28 protein-coding genes are annotated in these 25958 nt (G+C 66.3%); 14 read left to right on the plus strand and 14 right to left on the minus strand.

The features are described 5' to 3' along the window. Positions 1–105: 105 nt before the first annotated feature. Genes BMY29_RS15280 through BMY29_RS15290 form a run of 3 tightly spaced genes read left to right on the plus strand, consistent with a single transcriptional unit; the run spans position 106 to position 3292 of the window. Positions 106–1503: a glycosyltransferase family 4 protein gene (locus BMY29_RS15280; protein WP_049989762.1), complete on the plus strand. Its 1398-nt coding sequence runs from the start codon at positions 106–108 to the stop codon at positions 1501–1503. 2 nt (positions 1504–1505) lie between these two features. After that, entirely contained in the window at positions 1506–2228 is a 723-nt protein-coding gene (locus BMY29_RS15285; protein WP_074854807.1) for a class I SAM-dependent methyltransferase, read from the plus strand. Then, the gene (locus BMY29_RS15290; protein ID WP_049991775.1) at positions 2225–3292 is read left to right on the plus strand and encodes a prenyltransferase/squalene oxidase repeat-containing protein; all 1068 of its coding nucleotides are present in this window, start codon (positions 2225–2227) and stop codon (positions 3290–3292) included. Before BMY29_RS15285 ends, BMY29_RS15290 begins: the two co-directional genes overlap by 4 nt. Positions 3293–3626: 334 nt before the next feature. Here BMY29_RS15290 and BMY29_RS15295 read toward each other — a convergent pair whose 3' ends face one another. Next, the gene (locus BMY29_RS15295; protein ID WP_143067719.1) at positions 3627–4130 is read right to left on the minus strand and encodes a DUF8121 family protein; all 504 of its coding nucleotides are present in this window, start codon (positions 4128–4130) and stop codon (positions 3627–3629) included. A gap of 239 nt (positions 4131–4369) precedes the next feature. Beyond that, the gene (locus BMY29_RS15300) at positions 4370–4636 is read right to left on the minus strand and encodes a helix-turn-helix domain-containing protein (protein WP_049991773.1); all 267 of its coding nucleotides are present in this window, start codon (positions 4634–4636) and stop codon (positions 4370–4372) included. A 233-nt stretch (positions 4637–4869) separates the two neighbouring features. On the opposite strand from BMY29_RS15300, the gene BMY29_RS15305 reads away from it, so the two are divergent. After that, the gene (locus BMY29_RS15305) at positions 4870–5307 is read left to right on the plus strand and encodes a PadR family transcriptional regulator (RefSeq protein ID WP_049991772.1); all 438 of its coding nucleotides are present in this window, start codon (positions 4870–4872) and stop codon (positions 5305–5307) included. Between the two features lie 136 nt (positions 5308–5443). On the opposite strand, the gene BMY29_RS15310 is transcribed toward BMY29_RS15305, so the two are convergent. Next, positions 5444–5650, minus strand: a complete 207-nt coding sequence (locus tag BMY29_RS15310) for a cold-shock protein (RefSeq protein WP_049991771.1) — start codon at positions 5648–5650, stop codon at positions 5444–5446. Positions 5651–5842: 192 nt separating this feature from the next. On the opposite strand from BMY29_RS15310, the gene BMY29_RS15315 reads away from it, so the two are divergent. Beyond that, a complete protein-coding gene (locus BMY29_RS15315; RefSeq protein ID WP_049991770.1) occupies positions 5843–6112 on the plus strand; it encodes a DUF7571 family protein in 270 nt (89 codons plus the stop codon). A gap of 112 nt (positions 6113–6224) precedes the next feature. On the opposite strand, the gene BMY29_RS15320 is transcribed toward BMY29_RS15315, so the two are convergent. Both BMY29_RS15320 and BMY29_RS15325 read right to left on the minus strand, forming a co-directional pair. Further along, positions 6225–6986, minus strand: coding sequence for a class I SAM-dependent methyltransferase (locus BMY29_RS15320; RefSeq protein WP_049991769.1), 762 nt, complete (start codon positions 6984–6986; stop codon positions 6225–6227). Continuing rightward, positions 6983–8077 carry a hypothetical protein gene (locus BMY29_RS15325; protein ID WP_049991768.1) on the minus strand — a complete coding sequence of 365 codons (1095 nt, stop codon included), beginning with the start codon at positions 8075–8077 and terminating at the stop codon, positions 6983–6985. Before BMY29_RS15325 ends, BMY29_RS15320 begins: the two co-directional genes overlap by 4 nt. Before the next feature lie 175 nt (positions 8078–8252). Here BMY29_RS15325 and BMY29_RS15330 point away from each other — a divergent pair, with 175 nt between their 5' ends. Continuing rightward, the gene (locus BMY29_RS15330; RefSeq protein ID WP_049991767.1) at positions 8253–8564 is read left to right on the plus strand and encodes a DUF7853 family protein; all 312 of its coding nucleotides are present in this window, start codon (positions 8253–8255) and stop codon (positions 8562–8564) included. 88 nt (positions 8565–8652) lie between these two features. On the opposite strand, the gene BMY29_RS15335 is transcribed toward BMY29_RS15330, so the two are convergent. Together BMY29_RS15335 and BMY29_RS15340 are read right to left on the minus strand one after the other, a co-directional pair. Next, positions 8653–8991 carry a DUF7977 family protein gene (locus BMY29_RS15335; RefSeq protein ID WP_049991766.1) on the minus strand — a complete coding sequence of 113 codons (339 nt, stop codon included), beginning with the start codon at positions 8989–8991 and terminating at the stop codon, positions 8653–8655. A gap of 110 nt (positions 8992–9101) precedes the next feature. Next, on the minus strand, positions 9102–10127 hold the full coding sequence (locus BMY29_RS15340) for a zinc-binding dehydrogenase (protein ID WP_049991765.1): 1026 nt from the start codon (positions 10125–10127) through the stop codon (positions 9102–9104). Positions 10128–10228: 101 nt separating this feature from the next. On the opposite strand from BMY29_RS15340, the gene BMY29_RS15345 reads away from it, so the two are divergent. Both BMY29_RS15345 and BMY29_RS15350 read left to right on the plus strand, forming a co-directional pair. Continuing rightward, positions 10229–10852 (plus strand): MogA/MoaB family molybdenum cofactor biosynthesis protein, encoded by a 624-nt coding sequence (locus tag BMY29_RS15345; RefSeq protein WP_049991764.1) that lies wholly within the window; start codon positions 10229–10231, stop codon positions 10850–10852. Between the two features lies 1 nt (position 10853). Then, the gene (locus tag BMY29_RS15350) at positions 10854–11633 is read left to right on the plus strand and encodes a 5-formyltetrahydrofolate cyclo-ligase (RefSeq protein WP_081985509.1); all 780 of its coding nucleotides are present in this window, start codon (positions 10854–10856) and stop codon (positions 11631–11633) included. A gap of 548 nt (positions 11634–12181) precedes the next feature. On the opposite strand, the gene BMY29_RS15355 is transcribed toward BMY29_RS15350, so the two are convergent. The 4 genes from BMY29_RS15355 to BMY29_RS15370 all read right to left on the minus strand — a co-directional run bounded on the left by BMY29_RS15355 (position 12182) and on the right by BMY29_RS15370 (position 15703). Next, the gene (locus BMY29_RS15355; RefSeq protein ID WP_049991763.1) at positions 12182–12520 is read right to left on the minus strand and encodes a DUF7126 family protein; all 339 of its coding nucleotides are present in this window, start codon (positions 12518–12520) and stop codon (positions 12182–12184) included. Next, positions 12517–13434, minus strand: coding sequence for a glutamine-hydrolyzing GMP synthase (guaA, locus tag BMY29_RS15360; protein WP_049991762.1), 918 nt, complete (start codon positions 13432–13434; stop codon positions 12517–12519). Before guaA ends, BMY29_RS15355 begins: the two co-directional genes overlap by 4 nt. Then, positions 13434–15131 carry a glutamine hydrolyzing CTP synthase gene (gene pyrG / locus BMY29_RS15365; protein WP_049991761.1) on the minus strand — a complete coding sequence of 566 codons (1698 nt, stop codon included), beginning with the start codon at positions 15129–15131 and terminating at the stop codon, positions 13434–13436. Before pyrG ends, guaA begins: the two co-directional genes overlap by 1 nt. A gap of 149 nt (positions 15132–15280) precedes the next feature. Continuing rightward, positions 15281–15703, minus strand: coding sequence for a hypothetical protein (locus tag BMY29_RS15370; protein WP_049991760.1), 423 nt, complete (start codon positions 15701–15703; stop codon positions 15281–15283). A gap of 135 nt (positions 15704–15838) precedes the next feature. Between BMY29_RS15370 and BMY29_RS15375 the strand changes: the two genes are divergently transcribed. Further along, entirely contained in the window at positions 15839–16765 is a 927-nt protein-coding gene (locus tag BMY29_RS15375) for a PH domain-containing protein (RefSeq protein ID WP_049991759.1), read from the plus strand. Between the two features lie 60 nt (positions 16766–16825). Here BMY29_RS15375 and infB read toward each other — a convergent pair whose 3' ends face one another. Continuing rightward, entirely contained in the window at positions 16826–18625 is a 1800-nt protein-coding gene (gene infB / locus BMY29_RS15380) for a translation initiation factor IF-2 (RefSeq protein ID WP_049991758.1), read from the minus strand. Positions 18626–18907: 282 nt separating this feature from the next. On the opposite strand from infB, the gene BMY29_RS15385 reads away from it, so the two are divergent. Then, complete coding sequence (locus BMY29_RS15385) at positions 18908–19153, plus strand: PRC-barrel domain-containing protein (protein WP_049991757.1); 246 nt, start codon at positions 18908–18910, stop codon at positions 19151–19153. Between the two features lie 4 nt (positions 19154–19157). Next, on the plus strand, positions 19158–19616 hold the full coding sequence (locus tag BMY29_RS15390) for an NOB1 family endonuclease (RefSeq protein WP_049991756.1): 459 nt from the start codon (positions 19158–19160) through the stop codon (positions 19614–19616). A 42-nt stretch (positions 19617–19658) separates the two neighbouring features. Here BMY29_RS15390 and BMY29_RS15395 read toward each other — a convergent pair whose 3' ends face one another. Next, the gene (locus tag BMY29_RS15395) at positions 19659–20786 is read right to left on the minus strand and encodes a CPBP family intramembrane glutamic endopeptidase (protein WP_049991755.1); all 1128 of its coding nucleotides are present in this window, start codon (positions 20784–20786) and stop codon (positions 19659–19661) included. 111 nt (positions 20787–20897) lie between these two features. Continuing rightward, a complete protein-coding gene (locus BMY29_RS15400; RefSeq protein WP_049991754.1) occupies positions 20898–22193 on the minus strand; it encodes a hypothetical protein in 1296 nt (431 codons plus the stop codon). 205 nt (positions 22194–22398) lie between these two features. Here BMY29_RS15400 and BMY29_RS15405 point away from each other — a divergent pair, with 205 nt between their 5' ends. The 3 genes from BMY29_RS15405 (at position 22399) to BMY29_RS15415 (ending at position 25500) form a co-directional block, all read left to right on the plus strand. Beyond that, the gene (locus BMY29_RS15405; RefSeq protein WP_049991753.1) at positions 22399–22872 is read left to right on the plus strand and encodes a DUF5812 family protein; all 474 of its coding nucleotides are present in this window, start codon (positions 22399–22401) and stop codon (positions 22870–22872) included. Between the two features lie 130 nt (positions 22873–23002). Further along, the gene (gene secF / locus BMY29_RS15410) at positions 23003–23878 is read left to right on the plus strand and encodes a protein translocase subunit SecF (protein WP_049991777.1); all 876 of its coding nucleotides are present in this window, start codon (positions 23003–23005) and stop codon (positions 23876–23878) included. Continuing rightward, complete coding sequence (locus BMY29_RS15415; RefSeq protein ID WP_049991752.1) at positions 23875–25500, plus strand: preprotein translocase subunit SecD; 1626 nt, start codon at positions 23875–23877, stop codon at positions 25498–25500. The genes secF and BMY29_RS15415 overlap by 4 nt, the downstream gene beginning before the upstream one ends. The last annotated feature ends 458 nt before the right edge of the window (positions 25501–25958 follow it).

Below are 25958 nucleotides of genomic sequence, written 5' to 3' on the forward strand. Positions count from 1 at the left end.
GAACAGCGGCGACGGTGTCCGCCCCTCGGAACCGAACACTGTCCGGAAACACTACACGAACGGGGGGTTTATTAGCCAGTGTCGACACATGGCGGATAGACTGCGATGGTCACTGGCACGCTTAGACGGCTTCTTCGGGGGAGTATTCTCACGTCGTCCGCGTCGGCAGCGGGGTCGACCGCCGCGGGGACGACGGCGTCGGAGCCGTCGCCCGACGCGGCGCGGGACGCCGACGGGTCGCTCGATATCTGTCTGCTGAGCTACCGATCGAACCCCTACTCCGGCGGACAGGGCGTCTACGTAACGCACCTCAGTCGGGCGCTGACCGACCTCGGTCACTCCGTCGACGTCATCTCGGGCAAGCCCTATCCCGACCTCGACGACGACGTCCGCCTGGTGAAGTTGCCCGGCGAGAACATCGTGGACGAACTCGATCGGCTGGGGCAGTTCGAGCCGTCGTATCTGCGCGATCCGCTCGCTCTCTACGAGTGGCTGAGCGCCCTCACCGGCGGCTTTCCGGATCCGTACGCCTTCGGTCGCCGCGTGGTCGACTACTTCGAGGAGCACGAGTCCGACTACGACGTGATCCACGACAACCAGTCGCTGTGTTACGGGCTGCAGACGCTCCGCGAACGGGGACACCCGGTCGTGGCGACAGTCCACCATCCGATCACCGTCGACCGCGACGCGGCCCTCGACGCGGCCGATAGTCGGGGCGAGCGACTGCTGATCCGCCGGTGGTATCGATTCCTCCGGATGCAACGGAGGGTGGTCCGGGATCTCCCGGACGTCCTCACCGTCTCCGAATCGGCCAAACGACGGACCGTGACCGACTTCGGAGCCGACCCCGACGCGATCCGGGTCGTCCACAACGGCATCGACACGGACCTGTTCGCGCCCGTCGACCGCGACCGAGGCCCCGATCGCGACCGCCCGCGCGTGATGACGACCGTCAGCGCCGACGTCCCGCTGAAGGGGGCGCGCTATCTGCTCGAGGCCTTCGCCGCGGTCCGCGAGTCCGTCGACGCCGAACTGGTCGTCGTCGGCGAGTTCGACGAGGGCGGCGACTGCGACCGACTGATCTCGGAGTTGGGCATCGGAGACGCGATCGAAACTCACAGCGGGATCAGCGACGAGCGGATGGTCGAACTCTACGGGACCGCCGACGTCGCCGTCGTCCCGTCGCTCTACGAAGGCTTCGGGCTCCCCGCGGGCGAGGCCCTGGCTTGTGGCGTCCCGGTCGTCGCGACCACCGGCGGGGCCCTCCCCGAAGTGGTCGGCGACGCCGGCGTCCTCGTCGAGCCAGGCGACGCCGACGCGATGGCCGAAGCCGTCCGCGACCTGCTCGGCGACGACGAGCGCCGGCGCCGGCTCGGCGAACGGGGACGGGAGCGGATCGTCGCGGAGTTCGACTGGGAACGGGCCGCCCGCGAGACGGTCCAAGCGTATCGGACCGCCATCGAGCGGCGGGGCCGGGCGCAGCGCCAGCAGCGGGAGGCCTGAGGATGGAGACGATCGACTTCGACCGCATCGCGCCGTCCCCGGAGACGCGCGTGCTCGACGTCGGCTGCGGCGAGGGCCGGCACGTCCACGCCGCCGCCCTCGAGACCGTCGCGGAGGTCGTCGGCGTCGACCTCGACCCGGCGAACCTGGCCGCTGCGCGGGCGGACTACGACGAGTACGTTGCCGGCGAGTCCGACGTGCCGGTCACCTTCTGTGCGGGGGACGCGCTCCGGCTCCCCTTCGCGGACGGCGCCTTCGACGTCGTCTGCTGTACCGAGGTGCTGGAGCACCTGCCCGACTACGAGTCGGCGCTGGACGAACTCCGGCGAGTCTGCGCGCCTGGCGGAACGCTCGCGGTGAGCGTCCCGAGAGCGGGCCCCGAACGGATCTGCTGGGCGCTGTCCGACGAGTACCACGAGGTGGAGGGCGGCCACGTCCGCATCTTCGACCGCGAGGAACTGCGAGCCGCTATCGAGCGGCGGGGCTTCCGGCGGGTCGACGGCCACTTCGCCCATGCCCTGCACGTGCCCTACTGGTGGCTGAAGTGTCTCTGGTGGGACCGCGACCAGCGGGACGAGGCGCCGCTGCCGCTGCGGGCCTACGACCGGTTCCTCGAGTGGGACGTCATGGAGTCGCCGCGGCCGGTGCGGCTGCTCGAACGGGCACTCGATCCCCTCGTCGGCAAGAGCGTCGTCTACTACTTCCGACTGGAGGGGCGGGCGTGAGCGACGGCCGCGACCGATCGCCGGCGTCGCCGTCGCTCGCCGACTGGGGGCTCGGACCGGCGGTCGAGTACGTCGAGCGCGTCCAGCGCGCCGACGGGTTGATCCCCTGGTACCCCGACGGCCCGGCCGACCCCTGGGACCACGTCGAAAGCGCGATGGCCCTGTCGGTCGCCGGCCGCGACGAGGCCGCCCGCCGCGCGTACCGCTGGGTCGCCGACGCACAGCACGACGACGGGGCGCTGTGGGCCACCTACGGCGATCCCGAAGGCGATGAGGGCGCCCACGACGGCGACGAACCGCGGAAGGAAACCCACCGCAGCGCCTACGTCGCCGTCGGCGCGTATCACCACTACCGCTGTACCGGCGACCGCGACTTCCTCGCGGAGCTGTGGCCGACCGTCCGCGACGCCCTCGCGTTCGCCCGCCGCCACCAGGCGCCGACCGGCGAGATCTACTGGAGCGTCGGCGCGGACGGGTCGGTCTACGAGGACGCGCTCGTCGCCGGCTGTTCCTCGCTGTACAAGAGCCTGGCCTGCGGCGCGGCGATCGCCGGCGAACTCGGCCGCGAGGACGCCCGCGACCGGTGGCTCGAGGCTCGCACCCGCCTGGGCGAGGCGCTTCGCTCGCGACCGGACCGGTTCGATCGCACCTGGGAGAGCAAATCGCGGTACGCGATGGACTGGTTCTATCCCGTCCTCTGTGGCGTGGTGACCGGCGACCCGGCGCGGGACCGGCTCGAGGACGGGATGGATCGCTTCCTCGAGGACGGGCTGGGCTGTCGCTGCGTCGCGGACGAGCCGTGGGTGACCGTCGCCGAGTCCTGCGAACTCGTGGTTTCGCTGGCCGCGGTGGGGCGGCAAGCGCGTGCGCGTGAGATCTACGAGTGGCTGTTCCAGTGGACCGACGATGACGGCGTCTTCTGGACGGGCTACCAGTTCGAGGACGAGGCGTTCTGGCCGGGCAAGCGGCCGACGTGGACCGGCGGGGCCGCGGTGCTTGCTGCTGATGCGTTGTCGGGGATGTCGGGGGCCGCGGATCTGTTTACTGATCCGCTAGGCGAATGACTTGATCGGGGCGAGCGTTCAGGTTCGCTAGAAAGGATACGAATAGAGGGTAACGAGGGTTAGAAGACTGAGTGCGGTCAAATTCACGCTTGTGCCCCTAAGGGGGCAGGGCAATTGCGCGGCGCGCGCTCTGCGCGCCGTGCTAGCGAAAAGTCAGACTGGGCGATTCGAGACGGTACAACGGCGCTATCCCAACAGTAGGAGAGGATGGGACCTCGATAACGAGTGTTGTCGAGTCTGCTTAGGAGAGAAGAGAGCAGACTATGACCGAACGATAAGTACAGGGTGTGTATGTGCCATCCGGTCAGAAGGTGAGATCCATCTCTGTAGCTCCTCAGGGAAACTCGACAGTAAAGTTTCCAGTCGCACTATAATCAGTTCCCCAAAAACCGTCATCCGAAAGGGTGGCCTCGGTTCCAATCCACAGTTCTTGAGGATCCTGTTCGTGATCTACAGCAAGAAGAAGATCCATCCTCACGCTTCCGCGGCCGATGTCAGTAGTGTCGGCCATGTCCAAGATGGTCGTCGATGGGTCGTCACCGTCCTGAGAGAGCGTCGCTTTGTATGCGTGGGCCTCTTCCCGAAGAGAGATCCCGGCTGGGGAGAAGCCAGCAGTGTATGGCGGAGAGCGGAATTTGAGTCGAAGTGAGTCGAGTCGAATGCCATCTGGCTGCCACGAAGCGATAAAGAATGGATAGTACTCGCGTTTCCCGTCATCAGTGAACTGTTTTTGGAACTGAACTCGCAATACATTCTCGCCGTTCTCGCTAAACGGCAGTATGACACTCCCATCGTCTTCGATCACGTCATCGGCGGTGAGTGGTGTCTCACCTCCCACCGTGGTACACCCAGCTAAGGGTATAGTCATCAATCCGCTTGTAGCGAGATACCGTCGCCTATTCATGATATATTGTGATTGGATATAATTAAGTATCTTCTGATCAGTTTCGGATGAGAAATCCCCCCGGTATTGTACGGGACCACCGCTGGCGGCATCGCTATTCCCTGCTCCTCGAAAAACTCGAGCAGCGCGGGATCGAATTTCGTCATCCACGATACCAGCGGCGCATTCAGTGATCAATTCTCGTTTGGCTCGAGATCGTCGGCATCCAACTCCCCGGCGAGATACTGTTCGCCAGCCTCGTTGATCTCGTAATATCCCCGTTCGACTCGAGTGACAAATTCATACTCAACGAGTACAGTGAGCCGTCGAGTGACTTCCTCACGGCTACGATCGATGTTTTTCGCGATCACGGCCGGCGACAGGATCATCCCCGACGATTGCAGTGCCTCGAGAATTCGCTCGTCGGTTGGCATCTGCATCCAGTCGCCGGGTCGGCGCATGCTCGTGCAGTCTGAAAACGGAGGAATACGCCTGTCGATGCACCAGAGCTCGCTCAATTTTAATTGAGAGATAGCTCAACGTCTAGTGAGAGAATTTATGTCGATGGACTAAGTAGTGGTCTAGTAGCGCGAGCGTCACGGAGATTCGACTGTCTGTGAAGACGAGATCGAAAATGCGGTTCGGTGATGTGACACCGAGGCCGCTGTGGCTCGCGTAAGCAGGTACACAAGCCATGCACGACGACGATTCGCGGGACCTTGAACCTCCCGCTCGAGCAGACGCATCGCCCCCGGACGACCCGATAACCGACGGCCGGCGCGCGTGGGTCGACCTCACCGGGTTCCAACGGGGCTGTCTCGAGGCCGTCGCCCGGTGCGAGCGCGACGACCGCCCGCGGTCTCCCGCGGGGCTCATCGCGACGCTCGAGCGCCGGTATCCGACGGTCAGCCGCGCCCGGCTCGAGCCAGCCCTGCGCGCGCTCGTCGCCCGCGGCCTCGTTGCGACGCGCGGTGGACACCCCGGCCGAACCACGACCTACCGCCTCACGGGTGCCGGGCGCGCGCTGCTCATCCAGCGCGCCGAACGCCTTGCAGCCCTCTGTGACCTCCAGGGCAGCGCGGTCGATGAGGGACCGGAGCCGGCCGCTCGAGAGGATCGCCGGAGCGGCTGACGGATACTCGATCCGGGGACTCCCGGTTCGAAGCGACCGCTATCAGTCTCGGCCGACGGAGAGCCCCGGCTACGGCGCGTAACTCCAAAAGAACGGACTTGTCACCTATCGCTGTGAACGACGGTAGAAGACGCGATTACTGACGAACGACGTTCGTCGCGCGGGGTCCCTTCGGGGATGATTCGATGTCGAACTCGACTTCCTGCCCTTCCTCGAGATCGGGGCCGCCGACGTCTTCCATGTGGAAGAACACGTCCTCGTCGTCGTCTACCTCGTCCGCGTCAGTCGAAATAAAACCGTAGCCGCCCGTGTCGTTGAAGAAGTCAACCTTACCGTTTGCCATTACGAACGAACGGAGTCGCCGGACCCGAATAACCCTTCCGAGAGTTGCAGTACCACGACCCCCTGCCGGAAGTGAGCCGTCGAGGTAGGGCAGCCGATTCACGGCGGAGCGTCGAGCGCTAGTTGCCGCGGTCCTGACAGTTACCGGAGACAGATATTTAGTGATGAGTTCACATGGTACATACGCATCGCCATGAAACCGTGCCACAGCTGTCAGTCGGTCATCGACGAGTACGAACTGGATAAACAACTCGAACCGCTGCGCGACCTCACGGTTGACGACTTCAACGTCTGCGCGGACTGCGTAACCGTCGTTGCGGACGCGTGCGTGGAGTGCGACGGCGCGGTGTACGTCCCTCGAGGCGAATCGATCACCCCTGACTTCTGCCCAGCGTGTCGGTTCGACCGTATCGACCGCACCGGTCACGACCCCGGCTGGAACGATACCCCGACCACTTCCTAACCGACACCGCCCTCACACTCTCTTTCGGCTTGCAGAGCCAGTCGTGAGGTGCGCCCCGGCAGCCGCGAGCGTCGCGATCGGTTCTCCGCTGCCCTCGATGGATTCGAGACGGTCAGTGTCGCGGCCGCCGCGCGATCCCCGTATCGCAGACCACGCACGACCGGAGTCCGTTCGCGTCGGTAAATCGATCGAACAGCCTCGAGAGCCGCACGTCGTGACTCGCGAGGACCCCGCCGGGCTCGAGGTTCGAACGCGCCGTCTCGTACTCGAAGCGCATGTGGGGCAGCCGGTGGTCCGAGTCGTGTAAGAACAACTCGAGCGAACCGACGCGCTCGAGCAGGGCCGGCAGCACCTCCCGTGCGTCCCCTCGATGAAGCCGCCAGCGGTCGCGACAGCGATCCGGAATCAGGTGGCCGTACTCGAACGGCCCCGGCGGCCCGCCGGGCAGGTCCACCGCGTGCAGCGTTCCGCCGCCGTTTTGCTCCATCGCCGCCAGAACGTGCGCGTCGAACGAGCCGAACAGCACGCCGGTCTCGACGACGGTGTCGACGTCGAGCGCGCGACAGACGACGTAGAGCGTGACGCCGTCGCGCCAGTGGGTCGTGTCAGCGGCGACGCCGGCCTCGTGGATCTCGGCGACGCGGTCGGCGTAGGACTCGTGGAACCAGGCGAGGTCGTCGTACTCGCGTTCGTACGCGCGGAGTTCGTCCACCGAAGCCGGGAGGACGTTCGCCAGGCGGGCGGCCCGCTCGCGGGTTTCCCGGCCGTAGTCGAGGCGGCGGCGCTCGAGCCGCAGCCGCGCCGTCCGGACGGCGTAGATCGCGTCTCGGAGGGTCTCCGGTACCGGCCCCGGTTCCGTTCCGGGTCCCGTCACCGGTACCCCAGCGCTTCGAGGCGCGATTCGATATCGTCGCCGTCGCCGTCACGGTCGGCGTCGCGCCGGCGAATCGCATCGGGGAGTCCGGGCTCGCAGGTTCCCCGATCGGTTCCCTCGCGGACGACCCACGGCACCCGTCGCACGGCGGGGACCGGGGTTCCGGGCGGGTGCGACCAGACGCCGAACTCGCCGAGCCCGTTGCCGTGGTCGCTGGTCAGCGCGACTCGACCGTCGCAGTTCGCGAGCAGGCGCGTGAGATCGTCGAGGGCCCACTCGAGGTTGTCCCGGTAGGCCGCCCAGACCGCGTCAAAGGAGAGGTTACCGTCGCGGACCCGCAGCCAGGGGTCGTTCATCGAGTCCGCGCCGTCGTCGTCGGCGTCGGCGAACGCTTCGAGGGCCTCGCGTTCCTCGGGCGTGAGGTCCGCGAGGTCGAGGGCGTCGTCCTCCGTTTCCCCATCGACCGCGGTCGCCTCGTCCCCGTCGCCGTCATCGGGATTGAACTGGCCCCAGTGTTCGATGTCGGCCGAGCCGAAGAACCACTCCGCGCGCGACCGGAAGGGCGCGTGGGGTTGCATGTAGTGGATTAGGACGCGGTCGACGCCCAGCTCCTCGCGGCGCCGCCAGATCGCAATCGCGGCGTCGGTCAGGGAATCCGGCGGGATCGTCGAGATGTCGTCGTCGACCCACTCGTCGCGCCAGGCCTCGTGAAAGACACCGAAGTCGTCGGCCGAAAGCGGAAGGACCTCGTCGGAGGTCACGAGGATGTGCTCGCAAGACTGCGAGGAGAAGGGGTTGCCGGTCACGTAGGCGGTCCGGGCCATTTCCTCTCGATAGCGGGGCGCGAAAGTCCGATCCATCCACTCGGCCGACTGCGAGCCGACGGACCACAGCGAGCCCACGGCTTCGGGGTCGGGCAGCGTCCGGTGGCCGGCCGCGGCCGTCTCGCGCATGAGATCGAGCCGGCAGCCGTCGAGCACGCAGCAGACGTCCCACTCGCGCTCCCAGATCGGCGTCGCGGGAACGAGCCGCGAGACGGACCGCCCGAGCTGCCCGGTCGCGAGCCGTTCGGAGACCGTCGTAAAGTCCATCGGCGTCGACTCCTGTCTACTGACAGGATGCGATTCTGTTAGTAGCTTTTGATCAGCGATCGAACCATTCGCAAACCCGTTGTCGCCGGCAACTATGCCATTCGGTAACAAGGCTTATTACCGAGGTGTTCGTAACGTTGTTCGAGGACCAACGAAACCGGTCCCGTGTGACGAAATGACCTCCTCACCACCGAAAACCGAGACGTACGAAGTCACGCTCTCCCGAGACGAGCAATGGGTCGTCCACTACGTCCTCGCGAACCGCCTCGACGAGGCCCTCGACGCCGACGAGGCCCCGCCCGAGTGGACGGTCGAGGTACTCGAGACCGTCGAGGCCGACGGGGACACGGAACGACTCACCGACCGCCAGGCCGACCGACTCTACGATGCGCTGGCGACGTACGTCGACCGTGAGGAGACGCCGGACCGGGACGTCGACCCCGGCGCGACCGTGCTCGGTCGACTCGAAGACGTGCGCGAGGTCTAAGCGGAGCGGCGTTCAGCGTTCGAATTTCGATTTTTCGCCCGTCGCCGTCCCCGACAGTGCAAACCGCGGCAGCTAATCGGTCGGCGCGTCAGGGCCGCGTCGTCGCCCAGACGGCCGTAATCGCGAGCAGGGCGGCGGGCGCCAGCGGTAAAATGAGGAGCGCGAAGCGATAGCCCTCCGCGCCTGGCGGGAACAGGATGATCGTCGCCGGCGCGACGAGGAAGGCGAAGACGATGACGCCGACGAGGGACCAACCGCGCCAGTCGAACTCGCGGTCGACGGTCGCGGGATGGGGCGCGTTCAGGTCGCCGTCGCCCCGGCCCGCGGACGCGGCCGCCGAGTCGGCCCGCTGTTCGTCGTCCGCGTCGGCATCGGCGTCGAACGCCGCTGGGTCGTGGACGTAGCCGCCGTCGTCGCTCGAGGTCACGTGCGACCGTTGCGAGCGCGTGGTGAAAGCCCTCACGGTTCTCGCGACCGCGGCGCCCGCGAGGTCATCAGAGCCGATCGGAGTGCGAGAACGGCGCTCCCACCCGCCGGTTAGAGTTCGCTGTCGGGCCGCACGACGACCTTCCCGAACCCTTCCCGGTTCTCGATGATCTCGTGCGCCCGCGGGGTCTCGCTCATCGGCAACTCCTCGCGGATCGCCGGCTCGAAGGTGCCGTCCCAGACGAGTTCCATCACGTCGTCGACCTGGTCGGGCGTCGCCATCGTCGAGCCGATGATCTCGAGTTGGTTCCAGAAAATCCGCGGGATATCCGTCTCGGGGTTGCCCCCGCCGGTCCCGCCGCAGGTGACCAGGCGGCCACCCTTGGTGAGGCTCTTCAGCGAGTCCTGCCAGGTAGGCGCGCCGACGTGCTCGACGACGACGTCGACGCCGCGGCCGCCGGTCTCGTCGCGAACCCAGTCCGCGAAGTCCTGCTCCTCGTAGTTGCAGACGTAGTCGGCGCCGCGGTCCTCGGCGTACCGGAGCTTCTCCTCCGTGCTGCCGGTCGCGTACACCTCCGCGCCCGCGTGATCTGCGATCTGGAGCGCAGCGTGGCCGACGCCGCCGCTGGCCCCGAGCACGAGCACTTTCTCGCCGGCCTCGAGTTCGGCGCGCTCGATCAGCATCCGCCAGGCGGTCTGGAAGACGAGACAGCTCGAGCCGGCGACCGTCCAGTCGACGTCCTCGGGGACGGGAATCAGGTGGTCTTCGGAGATCGCGGCGTACTCGGCGTGGATGCCCGGGACGTGCTCGCCGATGATGTGGAATCGGGGATCGAGCGTCGGGTCGTCCATCCGCAGGTCGCCGACGCCGGCCGAGAGCGCGACGCGGTCGCCCGCCTCGAATCGGGTGACGCCCGCGCCGACTTCCTCGACGATGCCGGCCCCGTCGCTACCCGGAATGTGGGGCATCTCGAGATCCAGCCCCGGCATCCCGCGGCGGGTCCAGATGTCCAGGTGGTTGAGCGCGGCCGCCTTCACGTCGACGAGGACCTCGTCCCGGCCGACCTCGGGGTCGGGGTACTCGCCGTACTCGATGACGTCCGTGTCGCCGTGCTCGGTGATTTGGACTGCCTGCATGTACGGAGAGCAAACGGAAACGTCAGTGATAATGGTTAGGTAACCCGCGGTCCCGCGCCACATCTCCGGCGGCTTTTATCCGCCGGTCCCCAAGACGAGGTATGAACGAGACGGATGCGGACGCAACCACGGATGCGGACGCGAACGCAAACGCAACCGAGGCGCCCGCCTCCCGCAGCGGGACGCTCTGTACGGGCGTCGTCACGATCGCCACGGATCGGTCCCTCGATACCGACGCGGCCGGCGAGGCCATCACCGCGGCCTTCGAGGAGACCGACGGCGAGATCACGGTCCGGGAGCACGTCGGCCCGGACCACGACAAGGTCCAGTCGATCGTTTCGCGTCTGGTCGACCGCGCCGACGTCGACGTCGTGATCACCGCGGGGGCGACGGGCGTCGAACCCGACGACATCACGATCGAAGCCGTCGAGCCGCTGCTCGGAAAGGAGCTGACCGCGTTCAGCGAACTGTTCACCCATCTGGGTTACGAAGCGGTCGGCACGCGAGTCGTCGGCGCGCGGACGCTCGCCGGCGTCGCCGACGGCACGACGGTCTTCTGTCTTCCCGGGGACGCCGACGCGGCCGAACTCGCGCTCGAGGAGATCATCCTGCCGGAAGCGCCCGAACTCGTCGAGCGTGCGCGTGACGTCGAACCGGAGCCCGCCGACGAGACCGACGAGGACGGCGACCGAGCCGACGCCGACGCGGCGAACGGAGGCGAGTGACGTGCCAGCCGACGAAGACGGCGCGAGCAACGAGGCCGTCGAATCCAGCCAGAGCGACGGCAGCGATCCGGTCGCCAAGGAATCGATCCGCGAGCGGATCTGGGACGACCTCGAGGAGAGCGGCGCGGCCAGGTTCCCGTTTCCGCCCCACGGCCGCATCCCGAACTTCGCCGGGGCCGACGCGGCCGCCGACCGCCTGGCCGACCAGCCAGAGTGGGAGGCGGCGACGGCGATCAAGGCCAACCCCGACGCGCCGCAGTTGCCCGTTCGGCGGGCGGCGTTACGCGAGGGAAAGACGGTTTACATGGCCGTTCCGCGGCTCCGCGACGAGAAGTGTTTCCTGAAGCTCGACCCCGACGAACTCGACGACTACGACGCGGCGACGACCGTCTCCGGGTCGTCGAAACACGGCGAGCAAGTCGGCCCGGACCAGGTCGAGTCGGTCGATCTCATCGTCTCCGGCAGCGTCGCCGTCACGGACGACGGCGGGCGGATCGGAAAGGGTGAGGGCTACAGCGACCTCGAGTACGCCGTGCTCAGAGAGCTCGGCCTGGTCGACGGGTCGACGCCGGTCGCGACGACGGTCCACGAGCGGCAGGTGATCGGCGGCGACGAACCGGTCGCGATCGGACCCCACGACGTCGCGATGGACCTGGTCGTCACCCCCGAACGCGTACTGCGGCCCGAGGAGAGCGCGCAGCCCGAGGGGATCGACTGGGAACTGCTCACGGACGAGCGACTCGAGGAGATTCCGGTGTTGAAGCGCTTGCGGGAGAAGTAACTATCGGCTGAGTACTAGGTACTGGGCGCTGACGGCGAGCACGGCTCGTCGCCGCGGCTGCCGTAGTATGGAACGTGAATGGGTAGGGGTAAGGGGTAGGGGTCCATCCCGGAACGCGGCGACAGTGCCGCGTTCCGGTGCCAGAATCGCAGGGTGCGTGACGCGAGCCGGGTGGGGCGGGCCCGCGTCAGCGAGGCTCGGTTGGCAATGGTGGGGGAAGGGTGCTGTGGTGGGGTTGCTGGAAGTCGCGGGAACAGGTGGTGGGTGCCATCGGTGGGATCTGCCCGTCGACCTCCACTTGCTACTATCGGCTGATGCCACTTGAACGGGTGTGATGGTATACCAGCCTTACGCCGAATTCCGACGAATTCAACACGAATTTATTCCGGGTAAATCGGATGCGAGAAAGTTCAATTAGGACGTGTGGCTATTAGCTATCACATATAGTAATACAGACGGTCCCGGAACCGGTTTCGATCGATCGGTATCCAATCCGAGTAATCACTCGTCAAGTCGGCCCGCGGTCGGAAAAGCGATCGCGTCGCGGGTTAGTCGACCAGTTCGTCGGCGACGAGGCTCGCGTCCATCAGTTCGGGGTCGATCGCGAGGTCGAGTTGGCCCTTGACGAACTCGGGGACGGAGTCCCGGGCGTAGATGACGGACCGGACGTCGTCGTTTAGGTCACAGACGATCGGAATCGTCGTCGCCTGGCCGACGTCGGTCAGCACGTACAGGTCGGCCGCGACGATGCCGGCCTCCTCGAGTTGCGGACGGGAGACGACGCCGTTGACTCGCGCGACGTCGACGCCCTCGTTCTCGAGCGCCTCGCCGATGCCGTCCTCGTCGGGACCGGCGACGATCGCAGTCGTGGTCGTACTCGTGCTCATTCGTATTCGATGGTCGCGGGCGGCTTGTGGGTCACGTCGTAGACGACGCGAGCGACGTTCTCGTTGGTGCCCGTGATGCGCGACTGGATGCGCTGGAGGGTCTCCCAGTCGATCTCCTGGGCCCGGGCGGTCATCCCGTCGCGGGACTCGACTGAGCGCACGGAGACGACCCAGCCGTGGACCCGGTTGTCGCCTTTGACGCCCGTGGCCTTGCCGATCACGGCTGCGAGCGCTTGCCAGGGCTCGTACTCCTCGAGTTCCTCCTCGACGACGTGGTTGGCCTCGCGGGCGACCTCGAGTTTCTCCGCCGTAACCTCGCCGATCACCCGCACCGCGAGCCCGGGTCCGGGGAACGGCATCCGCTCGGCGACGATCTCCTCGAGACCGAGGTGCCGGGCGACCTCGCGGACCTCGTCCTTGTAGAGGTCGCGGACGGGTTCGACGATCCCCTCGAAGTCGACGACATCGGGGAGCCCGCCGACGTTGTGGTGGGACTTGATCCCGCCCTCGCTCTCGATGCGGTCGGGGTAGATCGTCCCCTGGACGAGGTAGTCGGCGTCCGCGTCCGTCGCTTCGCGCTCGAACTCGCGGATGAACTGCTCGCCGATGATCTCGCGTTTCTCTTCGGGGTCGGTGACGCCTTCGAGCGCCTCGAGGAAGCGGTCTTTCGCGTCGACGATCCGCAGCGACTCCATGTAGTCGAAGGTCTCGCGGATCTGGTCGGTCTCGCCCTTGCGCATCAGGCCGGTGTCGACGTAGACCGGGGTGAGCCGGTCGCCGATGGCCTCGTAGGCTAAGGCGGCCGCGACGGAAGAGTCAACACCGCCCGAGAGGGCGATGACGGCGTTTTCGTCGCCGATCTCCTCGTCGATCTCTGCAATCGCGTCCGGAACGAACGTCTCGGTGTCTACCATTAGTGGGTTACCTCTGTTTCCGCGTCGGTGTCGGTGTCCGCGTCCGTCTCGGCGGACTCGCTGTCGGCTCCGATACCAGTCTGCTCGACGACGGACTCGACCAGGCCGAGGAACGGCGGGCTCGGCTGGCCCGGTCGGGACGTGTACTCGGGGTGGAACTGCGTCCCGAAGAAGAACGGGTGGTTCTCGAGTTCGAGGATCTCCATTCGGTTGCCCGCGGTGCCGGAGAAGACCAGCGGCTCGTCCTCGAAGTGGTCGAAGTACTCGGGATTGACCTCGTAGCGGTGGCGGTGCCGTTCGGAGCAGGACGTGTCGCCGTAGAGATCGTAGGCCAGCGTCTCGGGCTCGATGACGGTCGTGTGCTCGCCCAGACGCATCGTGCCGCCCATGTCCTCGACCTCGTACTGCTCGGGCAGGATGTCGATGACGGGATGGGGCGTCTCCTCGTCCATCTCCGCCGAGTGAGCGCCCTCGAACCCGAGCACGTTCCGGGCGTACTCGACGACGGCCATCTGGAAGCCGAGACAGAGTCCGAGGAAGGGGACGTCGTTCTCGCGGGCGTACTGGACCGCGCGGATCTTGCCCTCGGAGCCGCGCATCCCGAAGCCGCCCGGAACGATGACCCCGTCGACGTCCGCCAGTTCCCCGTCGTGGCCGTCGCTGAGGTCGTCGGCGGCCACCCAGTGGGCGTTGACGTCGACCCCCAACTCGAAGCCAGCGTGTTTCAGCGACTCGTGGATCGACATGTAGGCGTCCTCCAGGTCGTACTTGCCGACCAGCGCGATGTCGATCTCGCCGTCCTTTTCGGTGGTGACGATTTCGCGCCACTCGTTGGCGCGCTCGCCCTCCGGCAGCGCCTGGTCGGCCAAGCCGAAGTGCTCTAAGACGTACTGATCGAGACCTTCCTCCTCGACCATCAACGGGACGTGGTAGACGTCCTCGACGTCGGGGTTGGAGAACACCGCCTCGGTGGGAATGTCACAGAACAGCGCGATCTTCTCCTTGGTCTCGGGGTCGAGGCGGTCCTCGCAGCGGCCGACGATGATGTCGGGCTGGAGGCCGATCGAGCGGACCTCCTTGACGGAGTGTTGGGTCGGCTTCGTCTTCTGCTCGCCGTTCTTCGAGTAGGGGACGAGGGTGACGTGAGTGAACAGGACGTTCTCCTCGGGTTCCTCGTGGGCGAACTGCCGCAGGGCCTCGAGGTAGGGCATCCCCTCGATGTCGCCGACGGTGCCGCCGACTTCGACGATACAGACGTCGGTCCCCTCGGCGGCCTCGCGGATCCGCCGCTTGATGTCGTCGGTAATGTGGGGGATGATCTGAACCGTCTTCCCGAGGTAGTCGCCGGCCCGTTCCTTCTCGATGACGTGCTGGTAGGTCTTGCCCGTCGTGATGTTGTGGTCCGAGGTCATGTCCACGTCGAGGAACCGCTCGTAGTTCCCCAGGTCGAGGTCGACCTCGCCGCCGTCTTGGAGGACGTAGACCTCCCCGTGCTGGTAGGGATTCATCGTCCCCGCGTCGACGTTCAGATACGGGTCGATCTTTACCGCGGTGACGTCGAACCCGGCGTTTTTCAGGAGCCGGCCGGTGCTCGCGGCCGTGATCCCCTTGCCGAGTCCCGACATGACGCCGCCGGTGACGAAGATGAACTTGTTCCCCAGCGAGGGGTCATAATGAGTGTCCGATTCCGTCGGCATACCGAGTGTGCGCGCGACCGATTGAAAACGATTTCGGGACCGTATCGCCTCCGACAGGCGTTGTCATTCGCGGGTGCGGCGCCGCTCGTCGTCGCCGACGGTGGCCGTGCTGTCCCGTGAACCGCGGCCGGCGGACGGATATATACGGCCTAGGGCTCTTCGTCCATCGTCGCCTTCCCCTGGGGCTCGTCCTCCTTGGATACCTTCCCTTCGGCGTCCTCTTCGACTTCCAGATCCTGGACTTCGACAATCTCGGCCTGCGGGAGATACTCGATGCCGCCGCCCATCCGCAACTGGATCGTCCGCCCGGGGAGGTCGGGGTCGTCCTCGTCGGTCGGTTCCTTCGGGACTGAGACGGCGGTGACGCCGTCGATCGTGACCGAGCGCCGCTGGATCGGGTCGCCCTCGTGTTCGACGGTATCCCACGTCTCGGCGTCGAGGTCCTCCATGTCCTCGCCGAAGTAATCCTCCGCGTCCGGGTTGACCGTGTCTTCGGTCTGGGACTCTCCCGTCGTCCTGTTGTCGTCGAACTGAACTTCCTCGTGTTTGTACTGGCGGAGTTGTACAAGCATACCCGGAGTCACCACGACCATCGTGTTAATGCTTACACGGGTAACGAGCGGTTTCCGCATCTCGACGGAGCCGAGTGTTTCCGGAGCAACACCACCCGATTTATTTTATATCTCGAGAACGAAGTATCGACCATCGTGGCATCGCACGATCGACGCGTCCCCCTCGACGTCGGCGAAACCGACATCGGCTTCCAGGCCGGTTTCGGGTTCTACCTCGGGCTCGTTGCCACCGGAATCGCGGCGGCCGCCGGTCTCCTGACCGGGGCGAGTACCGCGACGCTGCTCGGCGTCCTCCCGAGCACGGTGACGATCGTGGCGATCGTCGGCCACGTTCTCGCGAAGCGGACCCGCGGGCTTCCCGAACGGATCGGCCGCCGGCGCCGGACTCGCCTGGCCTGCTACGTTCCGCCGGCGGCCTTCGCGGCGTTGCTGCTCGTCCCCGCGGTCACCCCGACCACGGCCACTACCCGGTTCGTCGTCGGGACGCTCGTTCTGGTCGTCCTGACCGGCGTCGCGGCGTTCGGGCTCGAGCGCATGACCCGCACTCGGTACGTCGCGGCGCTCACCGCCGACGACCCCGCCGCGTCCTGGCCGTATCACCGCCCCGACTTCGGGGCCGGCGGCCGGCTCTTTACGGCGTTCATGGTCGTCACGATCGCTGCCGGGGTCCTCGTCGCCTGGTCCGGGAACGCGCGGGGCCTGGTCTGGGCGCTCTACGGCCTGTTCATGCTCCTCTCGGCTCGGTTCGAGTGGGGCCGCTGGGGCGAGTTCGATCCGAGCGACCGGTGGAACCCGCCCGAACTCCGCGCCCACGAGGCCGGCCTGGTCGTCGACCGCCTGGTCCGGACGACGATCGTTCCCTGGGGCGCGATCGAAGACGTCCGGCTGACCGACGACGAACTCGTCCTCGGACGCCGGCGGTTCGGTTGCCGGTGTCGGTGGTTCGATATCCGCTGTGATCGGGCGGCGATCGACGATCCCGAGGCGGTTCTCGCGGGGATCGAACGCGTTCGCCGACCTCGACGGCGGGGTGTGAGTGCGAATCGAGAAGCCGCCGGCTGACGGCGTCGCGCGGCGGCAGAAACTGACGTCCGAGAATCGCGACCGATCGTCGATCGGCGACTACTTGCCCCAGAACGGGTCCCGGCTGCGCTGCTTGTCGAGGTACATGTTTAGCGCCTCGAGTTCGTCGCCGGGGATCTCGCTGGCCAGTTCCTGCTCGAGGATCTTCGCGTGTTTCTCGGGGATCTCTGCCCAGAGCTCGTCGTCCTCCTCGATCTGACGGCCGACGGTCGGGCCGTCGATCGCGACCGAGACGCGGTTGCCCGATCGTGCCTCGTCGATGTCCTCGCCTTGCTCCTGGATACCCTTGACCTGACCGACGCGTTCGGGCTCGTTGCCCTCGAACTTCACGACGTTCGTGTTGTTCCGCAGGGTGCCCGAGTTGACCTCGACGCCGACGACCGCGGGGTCGTTCTGGCGGAACGTGTGGTCCGGCAGGATACGAAAGCGGGCGGGCCGGGAGATGTTCTCGAGGATAGTGTCCTGCTGGGCCTGCTCGATCTCCTCGACGTACTCCTCGTACCCCTCAATGAGCTGGTAGATGACCTCGTCGGTGAAGATCGTCACGTCCTCGATCTCCGCGCGCTGCTCGGCGTCGTCCAAGGTGTCGACGTTGAACCCGAGGATGGCCTTCTGCTTCGGGTCGTCGGCCGTCGAGGCGACCGAGACGTCCCGCGGCGCGACGTCGCCGACCTCCGCGCGGACGATCGGTACCTCCGCCTCGCCCAAGGCGTCGGCCATCGCCTCGAGGCTGCCCAGCGTGTCGGCCTTGACGACGACGCCTTCCTCGGCGGTGTCGACTGCGATATCGGCGAGTTCGGCCTGGACTTCCTCGATGACCTCGTCGAGGTCGCGGTCGCGGACGACCCGGACCGGCGCGCCGGCCATCGCGTCCGCTAAGTCGGGCGCGGCGATCTTGATCCCGGCCGCCGCGCCGACCTCGTCGACCTTTTCGAACCGGCTCTCCGTCCTGATTTCCGCGAGCGGACGGGGCTGGAGCAGGGCGCGCACGTCGGTGACGATGGGTTCGTTCTGGCCGCCGACGACGATTTTATCGTCCGCGCGGATCGTCCCGTCGTAGAGGACCGTGTCGACCGTCGTCCCGAAGCCTTTCTCCTCTTTGACTTCGAGGACGGTCCCGACGCCTGGTCCGGCGACGTCGATCTCCATCTCCTCTTTCATGTACCGCTGAGAGAGCCCCATCATGACCGTCAGGAGGTCCGGAACCCCCTCGCCGGTCATCGCCGAAACGGGGACGACGCCGATGTTGCGCTGGAAGTTCTGGACCCGCCAGTAGAGGTCCGCAGAAAAGCCCTCGTCCGAAAGGTTGCCGATGATCTCGTAGAGTTCCTCGTCGAGTCGCTGGCGCACCCGCTCGGACTGGGACTCGTAGGTGTCGTTGATCGGCTCGTCCTCGTTGGCGTTCCAGCCCGGCACGGTGTCGATCTTGTTCGCCGCGACGATGAACGGCGTCTGGGAGCGCTTGAGGATGTCGAGCGCCTCCAGCGTCTGGGGCTGGAACCCGTCGTTGACGTCGACGACGAGGATGGCGATGTCGGCCAGTGCGCCCCCACGGGATCGCAGCGTGGTAAAGGAGTGGTGGCCTGGCGTGTCGATGAAGAGGAGTCCGGGGAGGTCGAAGTCCTCGGGATCGACGAGGTCGCCCGCGATCGACGAGATGATGTCCAGCGGCACGGCGGTGGCGCCGATGTGCTGGGTGATCGCGCCTGCTTCGCCCTCGATGACCGCGGAGCCGCGGATCTTATCGAGGAGACTTGTCTTGCCGTGATCGACGTGTCCGAGGACGGCGACGATCGGCGTTCTGAGAGATGTGGGGTCGCGCGTGTCCGTGTCCGACATGATGAACCACCCGAGAAGGTCTTACCTAAATCGTCCGTAGCGCCGTAGTTAAACCCATCGTCATCGACGTTCCGGCGACCGCGGCGATCGCAGCGGCGGCGCCCGGTCGCGGACGGCCGCCTGGTGCGTCGGTTCCCGACGCGACCGCCATTATTTAACCGCCACGTATTGTGATCGTATCACTCCCGATCGAGCGCCGCCTCGCCGGTTTTGGGCGGCTCGTTGACGCACGCGTGCGCGTTCCCCGTGGTTTTTAATACCGATTAGTAAGTACGGGTATGCATGAGCGATATACTCGCTGAAAACCTCTCGGGGAAGTCCGTCATGGGGTCGGACGGAACCGAGCTTGGACTGCTCTACAACATTACCATGGATCTCAAATCCGGCAAACTCCACGATCTGGTTATCGAGCCCGACGAGGAAGTGTCGCGTCGCGCAGTCGACCTCTCCGTCGACGACGCCGGCCGCTTTCTCGTTCCCGTCAACCGCGTTCAAGCGGTGAAAGACTACATCGTCGTCCAGCGCTAACGGTATGTACGTTCTCGACTCTTCGGCTTTTATCCACGACTTCCATACGACCGAACAGACGGCGACCATCCCGCTCGTCCGCGAGGAACTCGAGGACGAGAGCGCCTATCGCTACGACGCGATGGAAGGCTCCGGGATGCACATCCACATTCCCAACGACGACACCACCGAGAAGGTCCAGCGCGCGGCCCGGGAATCCGGCGATCTCGAGGTGCTCTCGGAGACCGACGTTCGGCTCATCGCGGCGAGTTTCGAACTCGACGCCGCCCTCGTGACCGACGACTACGCCATGCAAAACGTCGCCGAGAAGCTCAACGTCGGCGTCGAAGTGATCGCACGGGAGGGGATCGACGAACAGCGTCACTGGCTGTTCCAGTGTCAGGGCTGTGGCCGCGAGTTCGACGAAGAGAAGGATCGGTGCCCGATCTGCGGCTCGAATCTGGCCCGGAAGAACCCGTCGTAACCCGCCCCGCGCCGGCGACGAATCGTCGACGCGACTCGATCGTTATCCGTAGGTGAAATAGAGGCTCGTAAAGAGGAGCGCGTTGTACGTGCCGTGGATCAGCGCCGGCACCAGAAGGTTATCGGTCCGCTCGTAGATCGTTCCGAGCACGATCGACAGCCCGTAGATCGTCCCGAGGCTGGCGATCACGGCGCCGATGCCGGCCGTGCCGTACGCGAGGGTGTGGACGGCCGCGAAGATGACGCTCGCCACGGCGACGGCACCGGGCCGCGAGAACGTTTCGTAGAGGGACTTCTGGATCACGTTCCGGTAGAGCAGTTCCTCGAACGGCCCGATGATCAGGATCGCGAGCGGGATCAGCGCCAGCAGCATCTCGGGGTTCTCCTGAGCTTGCTGGGTCGTCGAGTGATCCGCGCTCTCGACGCCGGTCGACTGCATGATCGTCGAGATCGCAAACAGCGCCCCGAAGAGAACGACCAAACCGCCGACGGTCCAGCCGAGATCTCGCAGGGACGGCCGTCGGAGATCGATGAAGGAGAGTCCGCGGTCGGTGACGGCGAGATAGCCGCCCGCGACGACGATCGTCCCCAGCGCCATGCCCGTCTGACTGAGGACGACGCTCTGGACCAGCGACAGCGACCCCTCGCCGACCACGGCGAAGACCGGGATCGCGAGCACGAGCGTCGCGATTTGGGCGGCGACGAGCCCGACCGTGCCGACGAGCGAGAGGATCAACGTCTGAGACGTGCGCCGTTTGAGTCCGGACGGGCCGATGGCGAAGAAGTCAGCGACACCGATACCGGCGGTGATCCCCGCCGTGACGAACGCGACGAAGACGAGCGGGACCGAGCGGGTGACCGCCGGAAGCGCGGCGGCCGCCGTGACGCCCTGGTTCAGCGCGTAGCCGGCGAGCAACAGGACCGCGACGCTCGAGCCGGCGGCGATCGGTGCGGCGACGCGGCGTCCGAGGCCGCCGTGACGACGGCCCAGGAAGGCGGCGACGGCGACGACGGCGAAAGCGACACCCGCCCAGACGACGGGATCGTCGACGCCGCGGCGGACGGGGACGAGCATAGCGGCCATCGTGACCGCCGAGAGGGCGGTCCCGATCCCGGGGACCGCGTCGGACGCGACCGGGCCGGTATCGTCGGCCCGTGCAGTCTCGGTCATACGTAGACGTTCGTGCGAGGACCCATAGGCGCACCGCAATCAGACGACGTGTCGGGGGAGAACGGAGTCGACGGGGGAGATGAACTGCACTCTTGCCAGTCAGTGAGACCGTTACCGTTCGACCCGAAGCTCCGTCTTCTCGGCGACGGCCTCGGCCTCCTCGAACTCGCCGCCGCCGAGCAGGCCGCGGGTCGCCTTCTTGGCCCACTCGACGGCCGGCTGCTCGAACGTGTTCACGCCGTAGAGTTCGCCCGCGAGCACGCAGGCGGCCTCCATGCCGTACAGCAGCCCGCCGAGTTCGTACTCGTCGACGCGCTCGATTTCGACGCGGACGTTCGGTCGCCTGGCGGCGGCCAAGCTGGCCTCGGTCGCCTCGAACTCCGCGTCGAGCAGTTCGCCCAGCGTCGCGTCGCCCAAGTACGCCAGGTCCTCGACGTCGGTTTCCGGAATCGGCCGGTCGGGCCCCTCCCGCGGCGTGACGAAGGTGACGAGCTTATCCCGCGGCCCGGCGCGGTACAGCTGGAGTTGGGAGTGCTGGTCCGTGACGCCGAGCGCCCGGGCCGGCGTCTGTCCGAGGTCGTCTTTCCCCAGGCTCTCGGCCCACAGCTGGGCGAACCACTCCGCGGAGGTCTCGAGCGACTCCGCGTAGGGCATCACGGCGTTCGTGCCCGCGCCGCGCTGATCCAACGCGTAGGTCGTCGCGCCGTAGGCGTAGGCCGGACACTCGAACAGCGAGCCCGTCAGCGTCTCGGCCTCAGCGGCGGCACCCTCGAGCAGCGCCTCGAGGTCGTGCCCGCAGACGGCCGCGGCAACCAGGCCGACTGCCGACAGCGCCGAGAAGCGACCGGGGACGCCGTCGGGGACCTTCAGCGACGGCAGGTCGTGGCGGGTCGCGAGGTCGCGCAGCGGACCGGACTCGCCGGTCGTGACGATCGTCCGCTCGGTCCAGTCGACGCCGGCCGACTCGAAGGCCTCGCGGACGATCAGGAAGTTCGCCAGCGTCTCCGCCGTCGTTCCCGACCGCGAGACCACGTTGATCGCCGTGTTCTCGAGCGGCAGTCGATCGAGGTGGGCCGTGACCCACTCGGGGTCGACGTTGTCGAGGAAGACCGTCTCGGTGTCCGAATCGAGCGCGTTCGCGATCGTTGCCGCGCCCAGCGAACTCCCGCCGATACCGACGGTGAGCAGGGCCTCGGCGTCGGCGACCGGTTCAACCGCGGCGCGGATTTCGTCGGGATCCGTCCGCTGTGGCAGGTTCAGCGACTCGTAGCCGTGGTCCGCGTTCGCCATGCCGCGCTCGATGCGCTCGTGGGCGTCCGCGACCTGGTCGTCCAGCCGTTCGAGGGACTCCCGCGAGACGCCTGGCGAGGCGACGGACGCGAGCGCGTTCCCGATGTCGACGTGCATACGGGAGGCCGCAACCGCCTGCGGTAAAGGCGTTCCGTCATCCAGTTAGCGTCGGGAACAGATGGGAAGCCGGCCACCACGTGCCTCGACGGATCCATTTTACGGCATCGAACGGGGCCCGTATCCGGTCCGTCGAAATCGACGGTGTCGGCGGAGACGAACGGAAGCCGAAACCCCGAAATTCGCTCGCCGTCTACGACCGCCCATGACCGAAAAGACGGGCACCTTCGTCGTCACGCACGCCGAATCGGAGTCGGCGGTCGTCCGCGACGTCGAGACCGCACAGATTCACACCCTCGCCTCGAACCCCGGCCTCGAGGTCCACGACGTCCTCGAGGCGACCGTCGCCCCCGAACCGCCCCTGGAGGTCGCCTGGCAGGTGATCGACGTCGCGGAGCGGCGCTCGATCGACCTCGTCGACAGCGACCTCGAGCCGACCCAGCACGCGACGGACCTGGCGGCCGACGCCGAGGTCGGCGACCTGGTGCAGGAGGAGCGAGCGGGCACCGGCGAGATCCACGTGTTCCGCGTGCCGGACGACGAGGTCGAAGCAGCCGCCGAGGACGTCCTCGAGGACGAAGAGACGATCGCGCGGGCGGCCAGGCTCGAAGCGGTCCGCGTGGAGGTCCGCCGATCGGCCGACAGCGGCGTGCTGAGCGTTCGATACCTGCCGGACTGAGCGGGCAACTGCGAGACGCCCGAATCGCGATCGCGAACGGCCGCGAACCCGATCGCTAGTCGCGCGCCGGCGCGGACACACGTCCCGAAGTGAGAAGGCTTACTTCGGGCGCCTACGAGTGGTCGAGTATATGGCGTATTTCGAGGTACCGGAGATCGATTATACCCGGTACAGTAACCGCCAACTCGCGGCGGTTCCGCTCGTGGTTCTTGCGGTGGCACTGCTCGTCCTCAGCGGTTCGTTTCTCGCATACGGGACGCCGGTCCCGTTGGGAATGGATTTCGCCGGAGGGACGGAACTGACCGTCCAGACGACGACGTCGGAGGGCCAGATTTCGGCGGCGTTCGACGAACAGCCCGAGTCGGTGACCGGCACTGGCGGTAGCAACCAGTACATCGTCCAGTTCTCCTCGACCGACTCGCAAGCGCTGAGCGACCAGGCCGAAGCGAACTTAGACCAGGACGGCGACGCCGAGATCGTCCAATCGGTCTCGTCGACGTCGGCGAGTTTCGGCCAACAGAGCCAGCAGACGGCCCTGATGGGACTCGTCGTGGCGTTCATCGGCATGAGCGCGATCGCCTTCCTGCTCTTTCGGACGTTCGTCCCGTCGATCGCGATCGTCATCTCGGCGTTTTCCGACCTGATGATCCCGCTGGCGTTCATGCGCCTGGCCGGAATTCCCCTGTCGCTGGGGACGGTCGCCGGCCTGCTGATGCTCATCGGGTACTCGGTCGACTCCGACATCCTGTTGAACAACCACATCCTGCGTCGCAGCGGTGACTTCTACGAGAGCACGCACCGCGCGATGCGCACCGGCATCACGATGACGGTGACGTCGATGGCTGCGATGCTCGTGATGGGCGTCGCCGCGTTCCTGTTGGGCATCGACCTGCTGGCCTCGATCGGGATCATCCTGTTCGTCGGCCTGGCAACCGACCTGTTGAACACCTACATGCTGAATCTGAGCTTGCTTCGCTGGTACAAGTTCGAGGGGATCCGCTCATGAATCCGATCGCTGCGATCAAATCGAATTGGCGAGTGCTCCTGCTCGTCGCGTTCGTCGCCTTCGCGGTCGTCGCGCTGTTCATCCCCGGCGGCATCATGGCCGACGACAGCCTGGCGAGCGACGAGACCGTCGATACCGGCCCCACCAACCTCGAGTTCGGCCTCGGGCTCGAAGGCGGAACGCGGATCAGGGCCCCCGTCGTCGGCATGACCGCCGAAGACATCGCCTCCGACGCGGTCAGCGACAACGGGCAAGTCGATCAGGACCGACTCAGCGAGATCGAGTCGACGCTGCAAGCGGAACTCGACCTCGATCCGGCCGACGCCAGCGTCGACGTCCACGACGACGGGACCGTCACGGCCGAAGTGTTCACCGAGGACGTGACAGAGGAAGAGTTCGCCGCCGCGTTACAGTCAGCCGACGTCGACGCCTCCGAGGACGACATTCGCGAGGGCGTCACTCAGGAGACCCGCGATGAGATGCTCACGACGATCCAGACGAAGATCAACGAAGCGGGCCTCTCCGGCGGGACGGCCTACCAGTCCGCGACGCTGGACGACGACTATTACATCGTCGTCGAAGTGCCCAACATGGGCCCCGGCGAACTGCGCACCCTCCTCTCCGAGCGCGGTCAGGTCGAGGTCCAGGCCTACTACCCGAACGAGAGCGGTAACCACACGAACGATACGGTACTGGAGAACGAGAACATCGCCAACGTCGATCCGGCCCAGCAGGACGACCGCAACGGCGGCTACGTCGTCCCCGTGCAGGTGCGCGAGGATCACGCATCCGAGTTCCAACAGCAGATGAACGAGCTCGGCTTTACCGATCCCAACGAGGGCGTCGGCCGGTGTTCCCTCGGCGGCGACGGTGAAACCGTCAACTTCGACCACGATGCCAATCAGTACTGCCTGGTAACCGTCGTCGACGACGAGCCCGTCGCCGCCCACAGCATGGGCGAGAGCCTGGCCTCCTCCATGCGAGACGGCAGCTGGGAGACTAACCCGACCTTCCAGATGGGCGCACAGAATCAACAGGACGCTCAGTCGCTCTCGGTCAACCTCCGCGCCGGCAGCCTACGCGCGCCGCTTGACTTCGACAACGAGCAGGTCTACTCGATCGAGCCGGCCCACGCGACGCAGTTCAAGGAGTACTCGCTGCTGATCGGACTGCTCTCGGTGGTCACCGTTAGCGGCGTCGTCTACTCGCGGTACACGGACACCCGCGTCGCCCTGCCGATGATCGTCACGGCGCTCTCTGAGGTCGTCATCCTCCTCGGCTTCGCCGCGCTGATACGCATGCCGCTGGATCTCTCCCACGTCGCCGGGTTCATCGCCGTCGTGGGGACCGGGGTCGACGACCTGGTGATCATCGCCGACGAGGTGATGGACGAGGGCGACGTCAGCTCTGAGCGGGTCTTCCAGTCGCGGTTCCGCAAGGCGTTCTGGGTCATCGGCGCCGCGGCGGCGACGACCGTCGTCGCGCTCTCGCCGCTCGCGGTGTTGAGCCTGGGCGACCTCCAGGGCTTCGCCATCATCACCATCCTGGGCGTCTTCATCGGCGTGTTGATCACCAGGCCCGCCTACGGTGACATCCTGCGGCGGCTGCTGACTGATAAGTAACGCCACCGCAACCGCCGCTCGCCGTTCGGATCCGATTTCTCAGTCTCCGCGCCATCGAACCGCTCAGCGATTCCGACACCGCGGACACCAGTCGACGGTGTCGCCGTCTCCGTGTGCGTGCGCGAAATCGTACGAAACGGGGTCGTTGCAGGAAGTACAGATCGGCATCGAGTCACCACAGCAACGCACCGCCGCGACGTGGAAGAACGACCAGCCTGCAGTTGCAGCCGCACTTGAGGACTACTTTCTGACGGGACAGCGGCGACGAGACCGAGAGTCACGACTATTCGCTTGTCCGGGTCGAGCGATAGGCCGGCCTGGTCAGCGTGACGAATATCTCTACAGAACTAGCGACTTGAATCGGGAATCACAGAAAGAACGAAACGGGAGAAGCCTAGGCCGGGATTTGAACCCGGGCTCTCTCCGTCGGGCGATTCGGGGCACAAGGCCCCGCACCC

Source organism: Natrinema salifodinae (assembly GCF_900110455.1).
Taxonomy (GTDB): Archaea; Halobacteriota; Halobacteria; order Halobacteriales; family Natrialbaceae; genus Natrinema; species Natrinema salifodinae.